The 20,734-nt window shown below is 75.6% G+C and carries 13 protein-coding genes; 8 read left to right on the forward strand and 5 right to left on the reverse strand.

Annotation, left to right across the window (positions count from 1 at the left end; genetic code table 11):
* Positions 1-48: 48 nt before the first annotated feature.
* The gene (locus tag FXF68_RS27025) at positions 49-1,470 is read left to right on the forward strand and encodes a DHA2 family efflux MFS transporter permease subunit (RefSeq protein WP_148763971.1); all 1,422 of its coding nucleotides are present in this window, start codon (positions 49-51) and stop codon (positions 1,468-1,470) included.
* Here FXF68_RS27025 and FXF68_RS27030 read toward each other — a convergent pair.
* Together FXF68_RS27030 and FXF68_RS27035 are read right to left on the reverse strand one after the other, a co-directional pair.
* Entirely contained in the window at positions 1,460-4,507 is a 3,048-nt protein-coding gene (locus tag FXF68_RS27030) for an AAA family ATPase (protein ID WP_148763973.1), read from the reverse strand. The two genes, FXF68_RS27025 and FXF68_RS27030, sit on opposite strands and share 11 nt — an antisense overlap.
* Positions 4,504-5,634, reverse strand: coding sequence for an exonuclease SbcCD subunit D (locus tag FXF68_RS27035; protein ID WP_148763975.1), 1,131 nt, complete (start codon positions 5,632-5,634; stop codon positions 4,504-4,506). The genes FXF68_RS27030 and FXF68_RS27035 overlap by 4 nt, the downstream gene beginning before the upstream one ends.
* Positions 5,635-5,876: 242 nt before the next feature.
* Here FXF68_RS27035 and FXF68_RS27040 point away from each other — a divergent pair, with 242 nt between their 5' ends.
* The 3 genes from FXF68_RS27040 (at position 5,877) to FXF68_RS27050 (ending at position 8,564) form a co-directional block, all read left to right on the forward strand.
* Complete coding sequence (locus FXF68_RS27040) at positions 5,877-6,563, forward strand: RibD family protein (protein WP_148763977.1); 687 nt, start codon at positions 5,877-5,879, stop codon at positions 6,561-6,563.
* Positions 6,556-6,996 (forward strand): deaminase, encoded by a 441-nt coding sequence (locus FXF68_RS27045; RefSeq protein ID WP_148763979.1) that lies wholly within the window; start codon positions 6,556-6,558, stop codon positions 6,994-6,996. The genes FXF68_RS27040 and FXF68_RS27045 overlap by 8 nt, the downstream gene beginning before the upstream one ends.
* Before the next feature lie 125 nt (positions 6,997-7,121).
* Positions 7,122-8,564: an aldehyde dehydrogenase gene (locus FXF68_RS27050; RefSeq protein ID WP_148763981.1), complete on the forward strand. Its 1,443-nt coding sequence runs from the start codon at positions 7,122-7,124 to the stop codon at positions 8,562-8,564.
* A 327-nt stretch (positions 8,565-8,891) separates the two neighbouring features.
* Here the strand turns inward: FXF68_RS27050 and FXF68_RS27055 are convergent, their stop codons facing one another.
* From FXF68_RS27055 to FXF68_RS27065, 3 genes are all read right to left on the reverse strand, one after another.
* Positions 8,892-9,818 carry an AMP-binding protein gene (locus FXF68_RS27055; RefSeq protein ID WP_246178961.1) on the reverse strand — a complete coding sequence of 309 codons (927 nt, stop codon included), beginning with the start codon at positions 9,816-9,818 and terminating at the stop codon, positions 8,892-8,894.
* 65 nt (positions 9,819-9,883) lie between these two features.
* Positions 9,884-11,821: a class I adenylate-forming enzyme family protein gene (locus FXF68_RS44545; protein WP_148763985.1), complete on the reverse strand. Its 1,938-nt coding sequence runs from the start codon at positions 11,819-11,821 to the stop codon at positions 9,884-9,886.
* Between the two features lie 126 nt (positions 11,822-11,947).
* Positions 11,948-14,497: a helix-turn-helix transcriptional regulator gene (locus tag FXF68_RS27065; protein ID WP_246178963.1), complete on the reverse strand. Its 2,550-nt coding sequence runs from the start codon at positions 14,495-14,497 to the stop codon at positions 11,948-11,950.
* A gap of 114 nt (positions 14,498-14,611) precedes the next feature.
* On the opposite strand from FXF68_RS27065, the gene FXF68_RS27070 reads away from it, so the two are divergent.
* From FXF68_RS27070 to FXF68_RS27085, 4 genes are read left to right on the forward strand one after another with little or no spacing between them, the layout of a single operon-like run.
* Entirely contained in the window at positions 14,612-15,823 is a 1,212-nt protein-coding gene (locus FXF68_RS27070) for a hypothetical protein (protein WP_148763987.1), read from the forward strand.
* Positions 15,820-16,800 (forward strand): hypothetical protein, encoded by a 981-nt coding sequence (locus FXF68_RS44095; protein ID WP_246178964.1) that lies wholly within the window; start codon positions 15,820-15,822, stop codon positions 16,798-16,800. Before FXF68_RS27070 ends, FXF68_RS44095 begins: the two co-directional genes overlap by 4 nt.
* Positions 16,793-17,449 (forward strand): DprA-like winged helix domain-containing protein, encoded by a 657-nt coding sequence (locus FXF68_RS27080; RefSeq protein ID WP_148763989.1) that lies wholly within the window; start codon positions 16,793-16,795, stop codon positions 17,447-17,449. The genes FXF68_RS44095 and FXF68_RS27080 overlap by 8 nt, the downstream gene beginning before the upstream one ends.
* Entirely contained in the window at positions 17,446-20,574 is a 3,129-nt protein-coding gene (locus tag FXF68_RS27085; RefSeq protein WP_148763991.1) for a coiled-coil domain-containing protein, read from the forward strand. Before FXF68_RS27080 ends, FXF68_RS27085 begins: the two co-directional genes overlap by 4 nt.
* Positions 20,575-20,734: the final 160 nt, after the last annotated feature.

Below are 20,734 nucleotides of genomic sequence, written 5' to 3' on the forward strand. Positions count from 1 at the left end.
CGGCGAGGGCGCACCGCCCTCACCGTCACCGGACGGCCGGGAGGCCACATGCGCAGGATGTCCCCCGAGGGCCGGGTACTCGCCCTGACCTCGGTGTCCGCTTTGATGATCCTGCTGGACGCGCTGGTCGTGACCACCGCGCTCAGCACGATCAGAACCGATCTCGGCGCCTCCGTCGAGACCCTCGAATGGACGGTCGCCGCCTTCGCGCTGCCGTTCGCGGCGCTGCTGATGACGGCGTCCGCGCTCGGCGAGCGGTACGGCCGCCGCCGGATGCTCATCGCCGGGCTCGCGGTGTTCACGCTCGCGTCCGCGGCGTGCGCGCTCGCGCCGAGCGTGGGCGCGCTGATCGCCGCGCGGGCCGTGCAGGGCGCCGGGTCCGCGCTGGTCATGCCGCACGCCATGGCACTGCTCGCCGCCGCGTACCCGGCCGAGCGGCGGGCCCGCGCGCTCGGGATCTTCAGCGGCGTGACCGGGCTCGCCACGCTCGGCGGGCCGCTCGTCGGCGGCGCGGTCGTGCAGGGGCTCGCCTGGCAGTGGATCTTCTGGCTGAACGTGCCGCTGGGGCTCGCGCTGATCCCGCTCGTCCGGGCCGGCGTCCCGGAGAGCAGGGGCGCGGCGCGGCGGATGGACCCGGGCGGCGTCGTCCTCGTCACGGCGGCGGCGCTCGGGCTCGTGTGGGGACTCGTCCGGGGGAACGCGGCGGGCTGGGACTCGCCGGAGGTCGCCGGGGCGCTGCTCGCGGGCGCCGTGCTGCTCGCGGCGTTCGCCGGGTGGGAGCGGCGCGCCGCCGCGCCGATGCTGCCGATGGGGTTCTTCCGCGTCCGCGCCTTCGCGGCCGGGAACGCGGCCGGGTTCCTGCTGTACGCCGCGATCTTCGGGGCGGCGTTCTTCCTCGCGCAGTTCCTGCAGAACGGGCTCGGGTACGGGCCGCTCGGCACCGGGCTGCGGCTCGCCCCCTGGACGGTCACCCTGTTCCTCGTCGCGCCGCTCGCCGGACGGCTGGTCGCGCGGGTCGGGGAACGTCCGCTGATCACCGGCGGGCTGCTGCTGGAGGCCGCCGGGTTCGCCTGGATCGCGGTCGTCGCCTCGCCTGACATGGCCTACCCGGAGATGGTCGCGCCGCTGGTGCTGGCCGGGATCGGGGTGTCGCTGGCGATGCCCGCCGCGCAGAACGCGGTGATCGGCGCGGTGCCCGCGATCGGCGTCGCGTCCGGGACGTTCAACACGCTGCGCCAGTTCGGCGGCGCGTTCGGGATCGCGGTGACCGCCGCCGTGTTCGCCGCGTCCGGGGGCTACGGCTCGCCGGACGACTTCGCGGCCGGGTTCGTCCCCGCGACCTGGGTGATCGCCGGGCTCGCGGTGGCGGCCGCGCTGGCCGGACTCGGCACGTCCGGCCGCCCCGCCCCGTCCCCCGCCGCCGCGCCGGGCGGCGTCGCGGCCGTGACGGGCGGTGCGGTCAGACGGTGATGGACACGGTGGAGCCGGTGCGGTCCTTGGTCACGCGGAGCTGCGCGGGGATCCGGGCGCGCAGTTCCGCGACGTGGCTGACCACGCCGACCGCGCGGCCGCCGTCGCGGAGGCCGTCGAGGACGTCCATCACCTCGTCGAGCGTGTCCTCGTCGAGGGTGCCGAAGCCCTCGTCGACGAACAGGGTGCCGATCTCGGCGCCGCCCGCCTCGGCGGTGACGACGTCGGCGAGACCCAGCGCCAGGGACAGCGACGTGATGAACGACTCGCCGCCGGACAGCGTGACGGGGTCGCGGTCGAGGCCCGTCCAGGCGTCGGCGACGCGGAGGCCGAGCCCGCCCGCGCCCTTCGTGCGGTCGCCCGCCGCCTTCTCCGTCGTGTGGACGAGCGCGTACCGCCCGCCGGACATGCGGCGCAGCCGCTCGTTCGCCGCGTCGACGACCTGTTCGAGGCGCGCCGCGAGCACGTAGGCCGACAGCGACATCGCGTGCCGGTTCGCCGGGTGCTTCCCGGACGTGAGCCCGGCGAGCCGCTCGGCCACCGCGTGCCGTTCCGCCGCCGGGCGCCAGTCGCGGACGGCCGTGCCGAGCCTTCCCCGCAGCTCGGCGAGCCGGTCGCAGCGGTGCGCGGCGCGGTCGGCGGCGCTGACGGCGTGGGCGTGCGCGGTGTCGGCCGCGTGCAGCGCGGCCTCCAGCGCGGGCAGGTCGGGTGCGGGCTCGGCCGCCGCCGCGACGAGCGCCGGATCCGTGAGCTGGGCGCGGACCTCGGCCTCGGCGTCGTCGAGCCGCCGGATCCGGTCGCGGAGGACGCCCTGCTCCTCGTCCGCCAGTTCCGCCGCGAGGACCTCGTCCGGGGAGCGGAACCCCTGCGCCGCCGCCTCCTGCCCGAGGCGGGCGCGGGCGGCGGTGAGCTCGGCCTCGGCTCGGCCGGACGCGCGCAGCGCCTCGACCGCCTCGGCCAGCGCGCCCGCCTCCCGGCCGAGCCGGGCGATCCGCGCCTCCAGCGTCGGGTCGCCGCCGCGCGCCTCCGCCAGCTCGGCGGACAGCCGCGCCTGCTCGTCGGCGAGTCTCGCGTCCTCGGTGCGGTGCTCGGTGAGCGCGCGGGAGACCTCGTCGCGTTCGACGCGGACACGCTCAAGTTCCTGCTCGTGCCGGTGGAGGATCTCCTCCAGGCGTTCGGCGTCGGCCGCCCGCGCGTCGGCCGCGTCGAGCGCGCGGTGGGCCTCGGCCAGTTCGGCGGCGAGGGCGGGCGCGGGTGCCTCCCCCGCGATCTCCATCAGCTTGTCGCGTTCGGTGCGCAGCTCGCCGAGCGCCGTCCCGGCCTGCTCGCGGGCCTGCTGCGCGTCGTCGGCGGCGTCCTGGGCGGCGTCCACCTCGTCCTCGGACGGGACGGGGCCCGGCGCGACGGCCGGGTCCGGGTGGTCGGACGACCCGCAGACGCGGCAGGGCTCCCCGTCGGCCAGCTCCCCGGCGAGGACGGCGGCCATCCCGTCCAGCCGCGCCCGGCGGAGGTCGAGGACGCGCTCCCGGGCGTCCTGCGCCGCGTCGACCGCCGTCCGGTACGTGGCCTCCGCCTCGGTGAGGGCCTGTTCGACCTGGTCGCGGCGCTGCGCGGCGTCGAGGCGGCGGCCCGCGTCCTGGACGGCGGCCGCCGCCCCGGGACGCGCGGCGGCGGCGACCACGGCCTCGTCCCGCTCGGCGCGGCGGGCCGCGACGACGCCGGGGAGGTCCTCCAGCGCGGCGGCGACGCGCGCGTCGGCGGGCTCCAACCGGCGCAGCTCCTCCTCCAGTCCCGCCCGCTCGCTCTCGACCCGGCGGAGCCGGGCGGCGGTGGCGCGGCGGCCCTCCAGCGCGGCGACCTCGTCGCGGCGGTCGCGCTCGGCCTTGGCGAGGACGTCCTCCGGCGCCTTCGGCGGCACCAGCGCGGACACCCCGGCACGGGTCTCGTCGGCCCAGCGGCGCGCCCGCACCGCCTCGTCGTGCCGGGCCCGCACGTCCCTGACCAGCGGGACGACCCGGTCGGCACGCGCGGCGGCGTCGAGCCGGGACGCCAGCGCCGACTTCTCCTCCGCCCGCTCCGCCAGCGCGTCGCGCCGGGCGGCGGCCCGCGCGTGGCGGTCCTGCCGTTCGGCGAGCGCGCGGCCTTCGTCCAAGGCGGCACGGGCCCCGGAAAGGGTCACGGCGGCCTCGTCGCGCAGCGTCTCGACGGCCGCGCGGATGTCCTCATGGGCGCGCGCCAGTTCGGCGGCCCACGCGGGCAGCGTCTCGACCTCGTCCAGCGGCCCGGCCTCCGCGGCGTCCCGCGAGGACGCCCCGCGGTCGGCCGGGCGGGGGCGCGGGACGAGCGGACCGTCCCCGCGCGGCGGCGGCGCCCCGGTCGCCTCGGCGACGCGGTCGGCGAGCGCGGCGGCCCGCGCGGCGAGGTCGGCGGCCTCCCGTCCGGTGCCCGCGCGCCGCTCCGCGAGCCACTTCTCGACGTGGGTGAACACCTCGGTGGCGAACAGGCGCTCCAGCACGCGGCGGCGGTCGTCCGCCCCGGACCGCAGGAACCCCGCGAACTCGCCCTGCGGCAGCAGCGCGACCTGGCAGAACTGGACGGCCGTCATCCCGAGCATCCGGGACACGAGGTCGCCCGCCTCGTCCAGCCTCGTGGTGAGGCCCGTCCAGCCGCCGTGCTCGAACTCCTCCAGGACGACCTTCGCGTGCTCGACGGTCGTGCCGGAGCCGCGCAGCTTCGGCCGCTCCCACGCGGGCGAGCGGGACACGCGCAGGCGGCGGCCCCGGATCGTCGTCTCCAGCACCACGCGCGGCACGGCGCCGGGCGCGGCGTGGTCGCTGCGCAGGCCCTTCACCGCATTGCGGACGCCCGGCACCTGCCCGTACAGCGCGAAGCACACCGCGTCGAGGACGCTCGTCTTCCCGGCGCCCGTCCGGCCCTGGATAAGGAACAGCCCGGCGTCCGACAGCGCGTCGAAGTCGATCTCCTCGGTGCCCGGGAAGGGGCCGAACGCGGTGATCTCCAGCCGGTGGAGCCTCACGCCATCGCCTCCTTGCGGCGGCACGCCTGGAAGGCCTCGTCGAGCAGGGCGCGCTCGGCGTCGGTCGCGGGGCCGTCGGTGACCTCGGCGACGAAGTCTCCCGCGATGTCCTGCGCGGAGCGCTCGCGGACGCGGCCGGACCAGGTGCGGACGGCGTCCGCCGCGCCGCCCTCCGGCTCGAACCCGAGGACGAGCGTGTGCGGGAACCGGCGGCGCAGCCGCTCCATCGCCGCGGACGGACGGCGCGCGTCGGTCAGCGTCACCTGGAGCCAGCGGTCCTCGCAGCGGTCGAGGGCGGGGTCGGCGAGGAGGTCGTCGAGCCGTCCGCGGACGCGGGCGAGGCGGCGCGGGACGGGCGCCTCCACGAACTCCGACGCGATGCCGTCCGCGCGGAGGTCGATCAGCCAGGAGCCCTTGACGTGCTTCTCCTCCGAGAACGAGTACGTGAGCGGCGAACCCGAGTAGCGGACGCGGTCGGTGATCCGCCAGCGGCCGTGCAGGTGGCCGAGCGCCGCGTAGTCGACGCCGTCGAACACCGACGCGGGAACGTGCGCCGAACCGCCCACGGAGATGTCGCGCTCGCTCTCGCTGGCCTCCCCGCCGGTGACGAACGCGTGCGCCAGCACGACCGTGCGCGTTTCAGGGCGCCGGGCGGCGTCGGCGCGGACGCGGCGCATCGCCTCCGAGAGGGCGGCGGCGTGGCTGCGGTCGTCCAGCTCCCACTCGTGCCGGACCAGCTCCGGCTCCAGATACGGGACGCCGTAGATCGCCGCGTCCCCGACCACGACGGGCTCCCCCACCGTCGCGAAGTCGGTGCGGACGTGCACTCCCGAGGCGTCCATCAGCGCCGACCCGAACCCGAGGCGGCGGGCGGAGTCGTGGTTGCCCGCGATGATCACGACCCGGGCGTGCCCGGCGAGCCGCCGCAACGTCTCGTCGCACAACTTGACGGCGTCGACGGCGGGCAGCGCCCGGTCGTAGACGTCCCCGGACACCAGCACGCACTCGACCCGCTCCGCCTTCACGGTCTCGACGAGGTGGTCGACGAACGCCGCCTGCGCGGAGAGCAGATCCTCACGATGGAACGATCTGCCGAGATGCCAGTCGGAGGTGTGCAGGATTCGCATGTCGCAGCAACCATAGGCACCCCGTCCGACACATCCCGCGCAGAAACGCCGCACAGCCCCGAACGAATCTTCGACCCCGCGCGACGGCCTGGCGCGGGGGCGCACTCGCGCGGGGACGCGGGCGGGGGTCATGGGGCGGGCGCTCGCGTGAGGGCGCGGGTGGGGCTCGCGTAGGGTGATCGCGTGAGCGGAGTGAGCCCGGGGGTCCGGCGCGGCGGGCTCGTCCCGCGCGGGACGGACGCATGAGCGCGCGACCCTACGTCCTGCTGAGCTGCGCGATGTCGGCGGACGGCTACATCGACGACGCGACCCCGGAGCGGCTGCGACTGTCCAGCGCCGCCGACTGGGACCGGGTGGACGGGGTGCGCGCGAGCTGCGACGCGATCCTCGTGGGCGCCGGGACGATCCGCGCCGACGACCCGCGGCTGCTGGTCAGGTCGGCCGCGCGGCGCGACAAGCGGGTCGCGCGCGGGCTCCCCGCCGACCTGACGAAGGTGACGCTGACCTGGAGCGGCGACCTCGACCCCGGCGCGCGGTTCTTCACCACGGGCGAGTCGCCGAAGCTGGTGTACGCGCCGTCCGGGACGGCCGCCGAGCTGGCGCCGAGGCTGGACGGCGTCGCCGAGGTCGTCGACGCCGGAGACCCGCTCTCCCTCGACGCGCTGCTCGCCGACCTCGCGGGACGCGGCGTCCGGCGGCTGATGGTGGAAGGCGGCGGCGCCGTCCACACGCTGTTCCTGACGAGCGGGCTCGTGGACGAGCTGCAACTCGTCGTCGCGCCGTTCTTCGTCGGCGACCCGTCCGCGCCGCGGTTCGTCCAGTCCGGGGTGTTCCCGCAGTCGCCGGAGCGTCCGATGCGGCTCGCGGAGGTCACCCGCATCGGCGACCTCGCGCTGCTGCGCTACCTCGTCGGGGCCGGGCGTGGATGACCTCGGCTGGCTGTCCCTGGCCTGCGACCTCGCGGCGCTGTGCCCGCCGTCCCGGACCGCGTTCTCGGTCGGCTCGGTGATCGTCGGCGCGGACGGGCGCGAGATCGCCCGCGCTTACTCCCGCGAGTCGGACCCGCACGACCACGCCGAGGAGGCCGCCCTCGCGAAGACCGCGTCCCTCCCGGCCGGAGACCTCGCGGGGGCGACCGTGTACAGCTCGCTCGAACCGTGCGGGAAGCGGGCGTCGCGGCCGCGGACGTGCGCCGAGCTGATCGTCGCGGCGGGCGTCCGGCGGGTGGTGTTCGCCTGGCGGGAGCCGTCCCTGTTCGTCGCCGGGACGGGCGCGGAGGTCCTCGCCGCGGCGGGCGTCGAACTCGTCGAGCTGCCCGGGCTGGCCGGACGCGCCCGCGAGCCGAACGCGCACCTGCTCTGACGCCCGCCGCGTGAGACGCGAGTCTCATTCCCCTTGCCAACGCCGGGGGACGCCGTGCGATGCTGTGCCCAAGCAAGCATTCGGTTACCCGGGTTCGGCCCCGTCGGGCAGGGAGGCACGGCAGCATGCGCGAGCACGATCGGCTGTTCATCGGCGGCGGGTGGACCGCCCCGGCAGGCACCGCGACGATCGACGTCGTCTCCCCGCACACCGAGGAGGTCATCGGGCGCGTCCCCGAGGGTACGGAGGCCGACATGGACGCGGCGGTCGCGGCGGCGCGGCGCGCGTTCGACCACGGCCCCTGGCCCCGGATGGCGCCCGCCGAGCGCGCCGACATCGTCGGACGGCTGTCCGCGATCTACGCCGAGCGGCAGCAGGAGATGGCCGACCTCGTCACCGCCGAGATGGGCTCGCCGATCATGTTCTCGGTGTTCGGGCAGGCCGCGATCCCGCAGATGGTGCTCCAGTACTACGTCGACCTCGCCTCCGCCTACGCCTGGGAGGACGAGCGTCCGGGCATGCTCGGCCCGGTGACCGTGACGCAGGAGCCGGTGGGGGTGGTGGCCGCGATCGTCCCGTGGAACGTGCCGCAGTTCACGCTCATGCTGAAGCTCGCGCCCGCGCTGATCGCGGGCTGCACGGTGGTGGCGAAGCCGTCCCCGGAGACGCCGCTCGACAGCTACCTGCTCGGCGAGTGGATCCAGGAGGCGGGGATCCCGGAGGGCGTCGTCAACATCGTCCCGGCGGGCCGCGAGGTCGGCGCCCACCTCGTCGCGCACCCGGACGTGGACAAGGTCTCCTTCACCGGCTCCACCGCCGCCGGACGCAGGATCGGCGCGGTCTGCGGGGAGCAGCTCAAGCGGGTCACGCTGGAGCTGGGCGGCAAGTCCGCCGCGATCGTCCTGGACGACGCCGACCTCGCGAGCACGATCGAGGGGTTCAAGCTGGCGTCGCTGATGAACAACGGGGAGGCGTGCGCCGCGCAGACCCGGATCCTCGCGTCCCGCCGCCGCTACGACGAGGTCGCGGACGCGCTCGCGGCCATGGTCGGCGGCCTCGCGGTCGGCGACCCGTCCGACTACGGCACCGAGATCGGCCCGCTGGTCGCCCGGCGGCAGCAGGAGCGGGTGGAGAACTACATCCGGATCGGGCAGGACGAGGGCGCCAAGCTGATCACGGGCGGGCTGGACCGTCCGCACGACCGCGGCTGGTACGTCGCGCCGACCGTGTTCGGCGGCGTCGGCAACGACATGCGCATCGCCCGTGAGGAGATCTTCGGCCCGGTCCTCGTCCTCATCCCCTACGAGGACGAGGACGACGCCGTGCGGATCGCCAACGACAGCGACTACGGCCTGGGCGGCTCCGTCTGGACGTCCGACGTCGACCACGGCGTCGACGTAGCCCGCCGCATCCGCACGGGAAGCTGCGGCGTGAACCTCTACACACTCGACCCGAACACCCCGTTCGGCGGCTACAAGAACAGCGGCCTGGGCCGCGAACTAGGCCCAGAGGGCCTCCACGCCTACCTGGAACACAAATCAATCCCCCGCCCAACCCCAGCCCCCTGACCCACACCCCGGACGACCGCGTTCCGAGGTCGATGGTGCCCCCACGTCCCCGAGCCTCCGCCTGACCCCAGCAACCCGGGGCCGCGGCGTTCTGAGGCCAGGGGTCAGCCCCCGCGCCCAGCCTCTCCCTACCTGAGCACCGCCCTCGCCATCGGGCTACACACTCTGAGGCCGAAGATTCGCCCCTCGCGCCCCAGAGCATCCGCCTGGGTCTAGCGCCAGCCGCACCCCCGGGCCACGGCGTTCTGAGGTCGACGGTTCGTCCCGCGCCCCAGAGCATCCGCCGCGGGGCGGCGGATGCGCTGGGGCGGGCTCTTGGCCCCTGGCTCAGGGCAGGGGGGCGACCGTCCAGCCGTGGCGGGTCCGGCAGGCGTGGACGGCCTCGGGGGCGGGTGCGGCGGTAGCGAGCAGGCGGACGTCCGGCACGGGGACGCGGGCGGGGTCGAACGCGATGGCGCGGAGCTTGGCGGGCGTGACGACGGCCGCGGTCGCCCGGTGTTCGCGGATCGCCTCCAGCACGTCGCGGGGCTCGGCCCCGGGGACGCCGACCAAGGTGACGCCCTGGCTGAGGCACAGGTCAACGAGACCGACCCAGGTGGGAACGGGGACGTCCTGGCCGGGGAGGACCAGGACGTCGCCGTCGCCCAGGCCCAGCGCGCCGCCGAGCCGGTAAAGGTCGGCGAGCCGGTCGGCGTGGGTGATCTCCTCCGGCGGGACGCACAGCCGCAGCGCCGGGTCGCGGAGCGGGTCGGGCGGCGGCGACGCGGCGGCGGGCCCCGTCTCCACGAGGCGGGCGAAGGGCGTCGTGCCCGGGACGTCCCCGAACGCGAAGACCTGCCGGACGTACGACCGCTCCGCCCCCGCGAGGGCCCGCGCCGCCGTGCCCGCGCCGGTCAGCAGGAACCGGGCGCCCGAGGCGTTCATCAGGTGGGCGACCTCGGCGGGCTCCGCGACCGGCGGCAGCGGAGCCGGGACCGCCCCCGCCGCGCCCACCGCGTGGACGGCGAGCGCGAGGTCGCAGACGCCCGAGACATGGATCGCGCCCACGTCGCCGCGCCGGACGCCGTGCCGCCGCAGGCCGTGCGCCGCGGCCGTGACCGTGTCGGCGAACTCCGCGTAGCCGAGCCGCTTCCCGGGGTCGACGAGGGCGGCCCGGTCGCCGTGCCGGACCGCGTCGGCCCCGGCCGCGACCAGGACGGCCTCGGTGATCGTCGTCCCGGCGAGCGTGACCGGGGCGCTGGTTCCCTCGGGCATGCGCCGAACGTACGCCGCGCGCACCCCGGGCCACATCCGAAGAACTGTGTAGGCGGATGTGTAGCTCACGGGGCGAGCCCGGCGCGTTCGAGCAGCGCCCGCCGCCGCACCTGCCCGTCCGGCGCGCGCGGGATCTCGTCGACGACGTGCACGGCGGACACCATCCGCGTCCGGTGGACGTGCTTGTTGACGTACGCGAGCAGATCGTCCTCGGACGCCCGCTCCGCCAGGACGACGAAGGCGTGCGGCGCGAGCCCGAGGTCGTCGTCGGGGGCGGGCGCGACCACGGCGTCCTCGACGGCGGGATGCGCCGCCAGCACCGGCTCCGGCTCGCCGGGCGGCTCGGACCGGACGGCCGGGAGCCGCCCGAGGATGAACACGCGCTCGTGGTCGTCGGCGAACGCCGAGTCGCCCGTGGGCAGCCACCGGACGGGCACCGCCGCGGTCCGCGCGACCGGCAGCCGCACGCACAGCTCCCCCGGCTGGTAGGACGGCTGCGCCGTGCCCCTCCGCGGGTGGACGATCCGCCACGTCACGCCTGGGAGCCCGCGTCCGACGGAGTCGAGCGTGCCCTCCTCGACGGCCCGCAGGTTGAGGTGGGTGAACCCGGCGGCCTCGGCCAGCCCGTACGCCTGCCGCACGGGGCACCCGAGCCGCGCGGCGGCGGCCCGCGCGTCCTCCGCTGCGAGCGGACCGCCCGCGGCGACGACCGCCCGCAGCGCCCCGAGCTCGTACCGCGACACCGCACGGTCGTACGCGAGCGCCTCGACGAGCCGGGGCGGCAGCACCGCGACGGTGACCTGGTGGTCGCGCAGGGCGCGCAGCAGATCAGGCCGTCTCGTGCCCGCGCACGCGACGACCGTGGCCCCGAGCCGCAGCGCCGGATTGAGCACCCCGTTGACGCCGAGCACATCGCTGAACGGCAGCGCGCTCAGCACGACGTCGGACCCACCGAGCAGCCCGGAATCCGCGACCCGCACCAGCCCCGCGACGACCTCGGCATGCGTAAGCCGAACAACATCCCCAGCCCGCCCCTGCTCGCCCCGCCCCCAAGCAACCAATGCAACATCCCGATCAGGCCGAGAGGTCGACAGATCTACATCCGGAACCGAGCCCCCGCCGGAAGAGCCGACTACGCCATCTCCACGAGACCCCGCCGGACGGCCACCCTCCGCAAGCCCTCCGGCTATCGCCTGTTCGCCAGGCCCAGCAGGCCGACTGCTCGGGACAGAACTGGCCGCCACGGAACCCGCGCCCAGCACAGAGTCATCGCCCACCGCCGCGACACTGTCGTCGGCCGCGCTCGAACCGGCCACCGAAACATCACCGGACAGCGAGCGCCCTCCGGGCGACAGACGCCCCTCGGGTACTCGGGGGCCGACGGATCCCGAATGGCCGCCAGGCGAGGCGGGGCTCCCAGATGATCCGGGGTCGGCAGGTGTCGGACGGTCACCGAGGGTCGTGGGGGTTCCAGGTGTTGAGGGAGGTGGGAGCGTTAAGGGAGGTGGGAGCATTGTGGGCTGCACGGACGCCGGGTGGACGTCCTGGGGGTCGGCGTTGCTGGCCAAGAGGTCATCGAGATGAAGTAGGCGCACTCCCTCCCCCGCCTCAGTGCCCCGACCAGGTTGGGTGATGACTGCGCGCACAAACCCCGCATCCAGGGGTTCGGCGGGCTCGGTCGGGAACGGCGCCGCGCCGATCGCGATGACGGCGTGCAGGGCGATGGCGAACTCCGGACCGTCCAGCAGGTGCAGCGCTACGACATCGCCCGGTCCGATCCCCTCGCGGAGAAGGCCCGCCGCTGCGGCCTCGACCCTGATGGTCAGTTCTGCGTACGAGACCGCGTTCCCCGACACGGCATCGATGACCGCGGGCCGTGCAGAACCGGCGCCCGCCGCGCCCAGTACGGCGCGCGTCACCGTCACCGCGGGGTAGGCGGCCGCCGGGTCCACACCTCTGGAAAGCATGTCGCCGAAGCTAGATCGGTGGTCGCGGCCGCACATGCTCCGAAATGTGCAACCACCGTCGTATTCGCACCGGCGATGGTGAGCCGCTCTATGTACACATCCTCAGGACCATCGGGAGTGGCAGCGGCGGCAGAGTCTTCTCCGCTCGCTCTCGCCTCGTGGTCAGGGAGATGGCGGGGACGGGCCTTCCGCGCGGATGTTGTCGACGGCCCAGGCGGCTATCTGGGCGCGGGACGAGAAGCCGAGCTTCGTCAGGATGTTCGTGACGTGGCGTGCCACGGTGGCCGGGCTGATGACGAGTTCGTCGGCGACGCCCCGGTTGCTGAGACCGCGGGCGATGAGCCGGGCTATCTCGCGTTCGCGCGGGGTGAGCGTGCTCGGCGGCGTCGACGGCTCGGCGACTCCGGCGGTGCGCGGCAACGGGACGGACGCCGCCAGCACTCCGTCGGGAAGGACGCCGACGGGCGAGGTCGCGCCGTTGGAGGCTTCGTCCGGAGCGCGGAGGGCGTAGGCGACGGCGTCGTCGGCGGGCATGGCGCGGCCCTCGCCCCAGAACTGGGCGACCAGGGGCTCGCCCAGCTTCCGGCGGATGGGTTCCAGGGTGCGTTCGCGGCGGGCGCCCGAGCCCGGCTCGCGGCCGGTCGCCTCACGCAGGGCGGACGCGGATCCCGCCAGCATCACGGCGCCGCGGGCGTCGCCCTCGACGGCGACCAGTTCCGCGAAGGCGTCCAGGGCCCGGGCGATGTCGAGCCGGATGCCGGATGAGCGGCTCAGCGTGAGGCTCTGCGAGAGCGAGTCGCGGGCCGCGCACGGATCCCCTTGTTCCAGCGCCACGCGGCCGAGCCCGGCGAGGGCGCGGGCCATCTCGGGACGGGCGCCGATCTCCGCCAGGATCGGCAGGACCTCGGCGTAGTGGCCGCGCGCGGACGCCGCGTCGCCGCGCAGCTCGGCGAGGCGGCCGAGGCCGATCATCGCGTGCGAGGCGCCCCAGAGCTGGCCGATGTCGCGCATGACGGACGCGGCGGCGTCCAGGTGCTCGCGGGCCTCGCGCAGTCGGGAGCCGCGGATCAGCAGGTAACCGCGGGCGGCGGACGCATAAGCGCGGTTCCATTCCTGGCGTGGCCCGGCGGCGATCGCGTCGGCCTCGTCGAGGCGTTCTGCGGCCTCCGCGAACCGCCCGGCGCGGACCAGGCACTCGGCGCTCGTGATCAGCGCGGTCGCGGTCATGAAGTCGTCCCCGCAGCCGCGGCAGGGCGCGAGCGCCTCCTCCGCGTAGCGGGCGGCTTGGGCGAAGTCGCGGCCGCCGACGGCGAGCTGGGCGCGTCCGGCGAGGGCCGGGCCGAGGACGTCCGGGGCGAGACCGTGCGCGGCGGCGAGGAAGCGGTCGGTCCAGTCGGCCCATTCGGCGACCCGGCCGCGCACGATCCAGAAGGTGCGGAGCGCGGTGCAGATCCGCAGGCCCTCCGCGATGTCGCCGTGGTCGAACGACCAGGTCAGCGCGGCGACGACGTTGCCGAGCTCGACGTCGTACCAGTTGAACAGCGCCACCCTCGCGGCCCAGGGGGCGGGGTCGTGGGCGACGGCCGTTCGGCCGTCCCGTTCGGCCGCGTCGAGGACGGCGTCGCGGTGCCGTGCGCGGAACGACTCCTCCCCGGCGTCGGCGAGCCGCTCGGCGGCGTACTCGCGGATGCTGTCGAGCTGCCGGAACCGCACCTCCCCCGCCAGCTCGCCGGTCACCGCGACGAGGGACTTGTCGACCAGCGCGGTGAGCAGGTCGAGGACGTCGTCGGCGGGCAGCGCCGCGTCGGCGCAGACGAGCTCGGCCTGCTCCAGCGTCCAGCCCGCGAAGACGGAGAGGCGGCGCAGGAGGATGCGTTCGGGCTCGTCGAGCAGGCCGTGGCTCCAGTCGATCGCGGCGCGCAGCGTGCGCTGCCGGGCGGGAGCGGTGCGCTCCCCGGCGCTGAGCAGCCGGAACCGGTCGGCGAGGCGGCGGGCGATCTGCTCCACCGACAGGACGCGGACGCGGGCGGCGGCGAGCTCCAGCGCGAGCGGCATCCCGTCGAGGGCGCGGGTGACCTCGTGGACGGCGTCCGTCCCGGCGAAGCCGGGCCTGGCGGCCTTCGCGCGCTCGACGAACAGCCGCTCGGCCTCGTCCGGCTCCAGGGGAGGCACCCGCCAGACGTTCTCGCCCGCCATGCGCAGCGGCTCCCGGCTGGTGGCGAGCACCCGCAGCCGCGGGCAGCGGGCGAGCAGCATGCCGGTGAGCTTGGCGCACTCCTCGACGACGTGCTCGCAGTTGTCGAGGACGATCAGCGCGGCGGGGGCGCGTAAGGCGTCGGCGAGCGTCTCGGTGAGGGGGCGGCCGTCCTCCTCCGCGACGTCCAGGACCGCCGCGACGCGGCGCGCGACCGGCTCCGGCGCGCCGTCCGGGCGGACGTCGGCCAGCTCCACGAACCAGACGCCGTCCGGGTGCGCGGCGAGCAGGGTGTGCGCGACGTGCAGCGCGAGCCTGGTCTTGCCGATGCCGCCCGCGCCGCACAGCGTCACGGCGCGCATGCCCTCCAGCAGGCGGCCGAGGTCGGCGACGTCGCGCTCGCGGCCGACGAAGGCGTTGGGCTCGGCGGGGAGGTTCGTCTTCACGGGGGTGTTCGGCGTGGCCATGTTCCCTGCCGTTCCGTGCCCGGTGCGCCCCGCGGCCGGGACATCCGTCATGGCGTGAGTGTGGCATCGCTCTCCGTGCACCGCCACGCTTTCGCGTTCTCGATTGTCCACGGAGGAGGCCGCCGATTCCACCTTGGCGGCGCGCGGGCCGTACCGTAGTGCGCCGTGTCCACCGCCTCCGAGAACGCGGCCGCCAGCCTCGACGACGTGCTGGTCGGCGAGGCGGTGCTGGGCGTCTACCGGCAGATGTTCGCCGCGCTGGCCCGCGACAGCGGCGCCGTCGTGGACGACCCGGAGCTCGTGGACGTCGCCGAGACGCTGCTCGCCGCGTTCGCCGACGCGGGTGAGGACGGGCTGAGCCGCGAGCAGATGCGGTACGTGTGCCGCCGCTACCCGCCGGAGGTGTTCGAGAACCGGCTGCGGGTGCTGAAGGGGCTCGGCGCCGTCCGGGAGGTGTTCCCGAAGCCGAACCAGCTCCGCTACCGGGCGTCGTTCACGAGCGTGGTCGGGCTGATGTTCGTCCGGCGGATGATGCTGGACGGCGGCCAGAGCGAGATGCACCGCCTGCTCGCCCTCGAACAGCTCAACGTCGCCGACCCGCGGATGACGCCGGAGCAGGCGCGCGACGGCGCGGACGGCCTGGCGCGCGCGTTCCGGCTGTGGAGCGTCGAGCTGGTCACGCTGACGAACGGAACTATCGAGGAGCTTCGCGAGCAGGCGCCGAAGCTGTGGGGCACCGAGGAGATCCTGGTGCGCGCGGAGCGGCTGCACGGCGCGATCCTGCGCCGGTGGCCGCAGCTCGACCGGACCTGCACCGACCTGCGCGCCGCCATCTACGCCTACGGCGACGCGTCCCGCCGCGCGGCCGCCCGCCTGTCGGACTCGGCGGGCACGACCCGGAACCTGACCCTCTTGCCGCCTGAGACGTGGCGGACGTTCGCGCGCACCGCGTCCCGCGAGGACCTCGCCGCCGTCCTGGACGGGTTCGTCTTCGACGCCGCCGCGCCGTGGCACGAGCCGTCGGCGGTGGTGACCGCGGTGGAGGACGGCCCGCGCGCGACGCCGCCGCGTCCCGCGCCGCCGCGCCCCGCCGTCCCGGACACGGGCCTGTCGGGCGACACGGGCTCCGACACGGCCGCGGCCGACCGGCTCCGCGACATCGCCGAGCAGGTCCTCCGGGGGCGCGACCGGGTCGCCGTCGAGGACGTCCTCGCCCAGGACTGGCCGGCGGCGCGCCGCATCCTCGCCGACCTGTCGTCCGTACATCTGCATCCCGAACTCCCCTACCGGCTCGTCTGGTCGGACGATCTGACCGTGCGGCCCGAGGGCACCCCGACCTGGGTGTCCCCGGGCTGGTTCGAGAGGACGGGCACGTGACCGCTTCCTCACCACGGGACGCCTCCGCCGTCCCGCCCGACGCCCGGCACGCCGCCTCGCCCGCCGCCCCGCGTGCCGCCTCGCCCGCCGCCTTGCCCGCCGCCCCGCGTGCCGCCTTGCCCGCCGCCCCGCGTGCCGCCTCGCGTGCCGCCCCGTCCACCGCGCCGACCACCGCTCCGGCCGTGGACCCGCACGTGCTGGCCCGCGCACGCGCCCGCGCGCTGGGCGCGCCGTCGATCCCGGCGGCCGACCCCGTCCCGCCGGGCACGGCCGCGGCGACGGACGGCGCCCGCGTCTGGCTGCTCCCCGTCTGGCCGGACGGCGCCACGCCCGCGCTGCTGGAGGAGTACGACACCGCGCCCATGCCGCTGGACCGCGCGGGACTGGCCCGCCGCGTCCTCGCCGCGGCGCTCCGCTGCTGCTGGCGGCGGCTCGACGACGCGCCGTGGCCGGGCACGGCCGCCACGGTCGCGGACGTCCTGGACGTGTACGCGAACATGACGCGCGGCGACACCGACCTGGCCCGCCGCTGGGCCACCGGCGAGCTGCGCCGCCTGTCGGACACCGGCTGGCTGCTGCTCGACGAGTCCTCAGGGAGCGTCCGCCCCGGCCCCCGGGTCGCGCTCTGGGCGGAGGGCTCCCTCGCCTCCCTCCGGGACCTCCTCCACCGCCTGCCCGAGCCCCCACAACCGGAGCCCCCACAGGCCGAGCCCGCGCAGGCCGAGCGCCAGCCCGCCACCGAACCGAGCGGCTCATCAGCACCTCCGGACGACCTCGATTTCCCTCTGTCATCAGACCCTCCCGCACAGTCCGCCCCCACCGACGAAAAACTTGCGCCTGTGGATAACTCGCCCGCCGCCCAGCCCGCTTCGCCGTCGGTCGCGCAGCCCGCCGCGCAGCCCGCCACGCCGCCGGTCGGTTCGTCCGGCGAACTTCCGGAGGCTGCGGAGAAACCTGGGCAGGACGGCGATGAGTGACCTGTTCGAGGGCCTGCTGCGGTCGTACGACGAGCGGCGCCGGGCCGAGCTCGTCGCCGCGTACATGGCGGTCGAGCACGCGGCCGAGCCCGTCCCGGAGGTCCGGTTCGCGGCGTTGCGGGAGCCCGCGCTCCGCCGGACGGTCGAGGAGATGCTCGCGCTCAGCGGCCGCACGCTCGTCCGCCACGAGCAGACGCGCTGGACCTCCGGATACCGGGACGACATCGCCGCCGAGCTGGCGAAAGACCCCGAGTGCGTCCCGCCGGTGCGGGAGCGGGCGGTGCTGACGCTCATCCTGATCCACTCGGTGGCGATCCCGCGGGCGGCGGGACGGCTCGCCGACGACACGTGGCTGTCGCCCCACCCGACCCCGCTGGACGAGCTGCGCCGCCGCACCCAACTGCCCGTCGGGGAACTGGACGCGGCGCTGCGCAGGCTCCGCCTCGCGGGACTGGTGTCGCAGGTCAAAGCGGGTGCGGACGACGCTGGCGGCTTCGTCCCCGGCCCGCAGTTCCACCGGCTGACCGCCGCCGCGCGGCGGCGGCTGCAAGAAGAGCTGATCCTGGCCGCGGGCCCCGACTCGCCGCTCGCCGCGGCGATCCGGGCGCGCCGCAGAGGCCGGGAACGCGAGCAGGGGGAGAGCGCATGACGGCCGTCCTCGAACCGCTGGTGCCGGTCCCGGCGCGCGGCGACGCGGAGAACGTGGTGGGCGACCGGACGCTGGTCGCGGTGCAGGCGGTGAACATCTCGCGGTTGTCCACGCACCCTGTCCCGACCGTCCCGGGGACGCTGATCGTGGTCGCCGGGCAGGGCCCGAAGGACTCGAACGGCGCGGGCAAGTCGTCCTTCATCGCCGCGATCACCGCGCTGCTCGGGGACGAGCAGTGGCGGTTCGCGTCCGGAGCGCGCGCGGTGGCGGAGCTGCTGTTCAACGCGGAACTCGCCGCGCAGGGCGACAGCCAGTGGGCGAGCGCGGACCACGGTTACATCGTCGGCGTCTTCGACCACGCCGACCCGGTGGAGGACGACGGGGAGACCGCCGTCACCGTCTGGCTGCGCGTGAACGTGGACGCGCCGCACCTGGAGATCCGCTGGCGGGACGGCGTCCACCTGGCGGCGGCGCCGTCCGAGGCCGAGCGCGTCTCGCTGGCGGACCGGCTGTGGGCCGGGCTGCCGCGCAGCGCCGGGCGCCGTGACCTCGTCGCGAAGGACCTTTCCCGCGTCCTGTACGGGGGGCAGGTCCGGTGCGTGTCGTTCCTGTCCACGTCGGTGAGGTCGAAGGTCGCGACGAACCTGCTGTCGCAGCCGCTGAACGAGATCAGCCCGGAGCGGATCTTCAGCGCGATCGCCGCGCTGACCGGGCTGGACCGGGAGCTCGAGGCGGAGCGCACGTCGCGGGCGGAGGAGCACCGCGAGCGCGCCAAGGCCGCGGAGGCCACCGAGCGGCTCGGCGACTGGGAGCGCGACGCGGCGTCCCTGCTGAAGACGTTCGACCGCCGGGACCGGGCCCGTGACGAGGTCGCGGCCGCGCTGCGGCACTGGCGGACGCGGCAGGCGCGGCTGCTCGCGGACGCGTCCGCCGCCGACGCCGCGCACGCCGCCGAGCAGGAGCGGCTGCGCGCGGAGGGCGCGGAGCTGGCCGCCGCCGCGAAGGCCGCCGAACGCGAGATCGAGCAGCTCACCGGCGGGGCTCTGGACGCGCGGTTGCAGGAGGCCGGGGCGGCACTCGCCGAGCTGAAGGGCCAGGCGGGCCAGCTCGCCGCGGAAAAGGCCGTCGCCCGCGACCGGTTGGACGAGCTGCGCCGCCAGGTGTCCGCGCTGGAGGAGCGGCAGCGCGAGGCGGACGGCCGCGACGGCGCCGCCGCCCGCGCCGAGCTTGCCGCCGCGGAGGCGCGCCGGGACGAGGCGCAGCAGGAACTGGGCATGGCGAAGGGCGCGGTCGCGCGGGCGGAGCGGTCCCTCGCCGAGGCGGAGGCGGGCGAGGGCAGCGCGCCCGCGCAGATCCGCGCGCTCGCCGCCGAGGGGATCGCCGCGGTCGGCCTGCTGGACGCGGTGGAACTGGCGGACGGCGTCCGGGAACGCTGGGAGGCCGCGCTGTGGCCGTACCGGGAGGCCGTCGTCGTCAGCGCGGACGACCTCGCCGCCGCCGTCGCCGCCCTCAAGAACATGCCCGGCTCCATGATCGTCCCCGCGGACACCCCCACCGGACCCACGGGCGGTGGGCTGCCGGATGGGGTGCGTTGCGAGCCGCCCCTTGGACGGTTCTTCGCCGCTCTTGCGGGCGACCCCGTCCACTCCGGCGACACGGCGGAGGGCGGCGCCGGAGTCGTCGTCGTGGGCGGATTCGCGGAGCCGGTCACCGGGCGCGTGGCGCGCGTCCGGGCGGCGCACGCCGCGCTCGAGACCGCGCGGGAGGCCCTGGAACGGGCGCGGCGGGCCACGTCCGACGCCGCCGCCGACGTGGCCCTCGCCGGGCGGCGGCTCGCGGGCGCCGGCGCGGCCGACGAGCTGGACGCCGTCCGCGACGCGATGACGGAGCTGCGCGAACGCCTGGAGGAGCTGGCGGCGGGCGAGGCCCGGCTGGGCCCGCGGCTCGGCGCGGCGGAGCAGACGCTGCGGCGGCTGCAGGCGAAGGCCGACACGCGGGCCCTGGAGATCGACCGGCTCCGCGGCCGCCGGGAGGCGCACGAACGCGAGCGGGACAAGGTCCGGCGGGCGTCGGCCGAGCTGGCGGACAAGCGCGCCGTGCTCGGCCTCGACGCCCTGGAGAAGGAGTGGGGCGGCACCCGCGAGGGCGCGGCCGAATGGCTGTCCGCGCTGGACGACGACGAGGCGACCTGGACGCCCTCCGAATGGTGGCACACCGCCGAGAAGCACCTTTCGGAGGCGCTCCGCCGCGTCTTCCCGGACGGGCCGTCCGACGAGGACATGCCCGAGGAGACGCGCTTTCTCCTGCGCGAACGCGCCGAGGGCGAAGGGCGGCGCACCGACCGCGAACAGGCGACGTTCCCACGCCTGGCGAAATCCCTTGAGGCGTATCTGCGCCAGCAGGACGACTACGAGAAGCACCAGCGGCGCCAGATCGAGGTGCAGTTGTCGGCACGCCGCACCGACCTGGAGAAGGCGCAGAAGGGCGCTGCGGAGGCGGCGGGCGCCGCGGAAGCGCACCGCACCGCGCTGACGGCCGCGATCCGGGCGCGTCTCCAGCGGGTGTCGGACGAGTTCGAGAAACTCGACGTCGCGTACGGCGGCTATGGCGCGACGCTGGAATTCCCCACGCCCGAGCAGCCCGGCGACCCGGAGCAGGAATGGCGCTGGCGGGTCACGCCGAAATGGCGGCGCTCGGAGGGGCAGCGCTACGTCCCGTACAACCGGCGCGCCAACACCGCGCTCATGGACGAGAAGGCCGTCAAGCTGGTGTGCGCGGCGGCGCTCGCGAGCTCCGGCGGCGGACGCCTCTGCCTCGTCCTCGACGAGCTCGGCCGGAACCTCGGCAAGGAGCACCGCAAGGAGGCCGTCGCGCTGTTCCGCAAGATCGGCGAGACGCACGGCATCACGGTGATCGGCGCGCTCCAGGACGACATGGAGCCGTACGCGATCGACGCCTGCGGACAGTATGTGAAGCTGCGCCGATCGTCCGACACGATGCCCTACAACGAGCCCCCGGTCGTCGTCGGCTACGACGACAATGAGCCCCGCGTCCGCAAACTGGCCGACCAGATCGCCCGCTCGCCGAGCACGTCCCCCGCCGCCACGGCGGATGAACCGGAGTAATCGCGACGCCCACCCGACCACCGCGACATTGAGCAGTTCGGGTCGCGGTCGTGAGGCACGGGTGTGGAGTGGGTTGAAGGCTTGGGCCTGTCGTGCGGCGCGGGTGGACGGTGGTGGCCGCAAAGCCAACCAGGCGTACCGGGGCGGCGTCAGAATGGGG

Source organism: Actinomadura decatromicini (assembly GCF_008121305.1).
GTDB lineage: Bacteria > Actinomycetota > Actinomycetes > Streptosporangiales > Streptosporangiaceae > Spirillospora > Spirillospora syzygii.

Excerpts from the sequence above, each read along its gene's own strand:
- FXF68_RS44545 (WP_148763985.1), bottom strand. The coding sequence starts at position 11,821 with ATGTGCGGCCGCGACCACCGATCTAGCTTCGGCGACATGCTTTCCAGA.
- FXF68_RS27085 (WP_148763991.1), top strand. The coding sequence starts at position 17,446 with ATGACGGCCGTCCTCGAACCGCTGGTGCCGGTCCCGGCGCGCGGCGAC.
- FXF68_RS27040 (WP_148763977.1), top strand. The coding sequence starts at position 5,877 with ATGAGCGCGCGACCCTACGTCCTGCTGAGCTGCGCGATGTCGGCGGAC.
- FXF68_RS27035 (WP_148763975.1), bottom strand. The coding sequence starts at position 5,634 with ATGCGAATCCTGCACACCTCCGACTGGCATCTCGGCAGATCGTTCCAT.
- FXF68_RS27055 (WP_246178961.1), bottom strand. The coding sequence starts at position 9,818 with ATGCCCGAGGGAACCAGCGCCCCGGTCACGCTCGCCGGGACGACGATC.
- FXF68_RS27065 (WP_246178963.1), bottom strand. The coding sequence starts at position 14,497 with ATGACGGATGTCCCGGCCGCGGGGCGCACCGGGCACGGAACGGCAGGG.
- FXF68_RS27025 (WP_148763971.1), top strand. The coding sequence starts at position 49 with ATGCGCAGGATGTCCCCCGAGGGCCGGGTACTCGCCCTGACCTCGGTG.
- FXF68_RS27080 (WP_148763989.1), top strand. The coding sequence starts at position 16,793 with ATGAGTGACCTGTTCGAGGGCCTGCTGCGGTCGTACGACGAGCGGCGC.
- FXF68_RS27050 (WP_148763981.1), top strand. The coding sequence starts at position 7,122 with ATGCGCGAGCACGATCGGCTGTTCATCGGCGGCGGGTGGACCGCCCCG.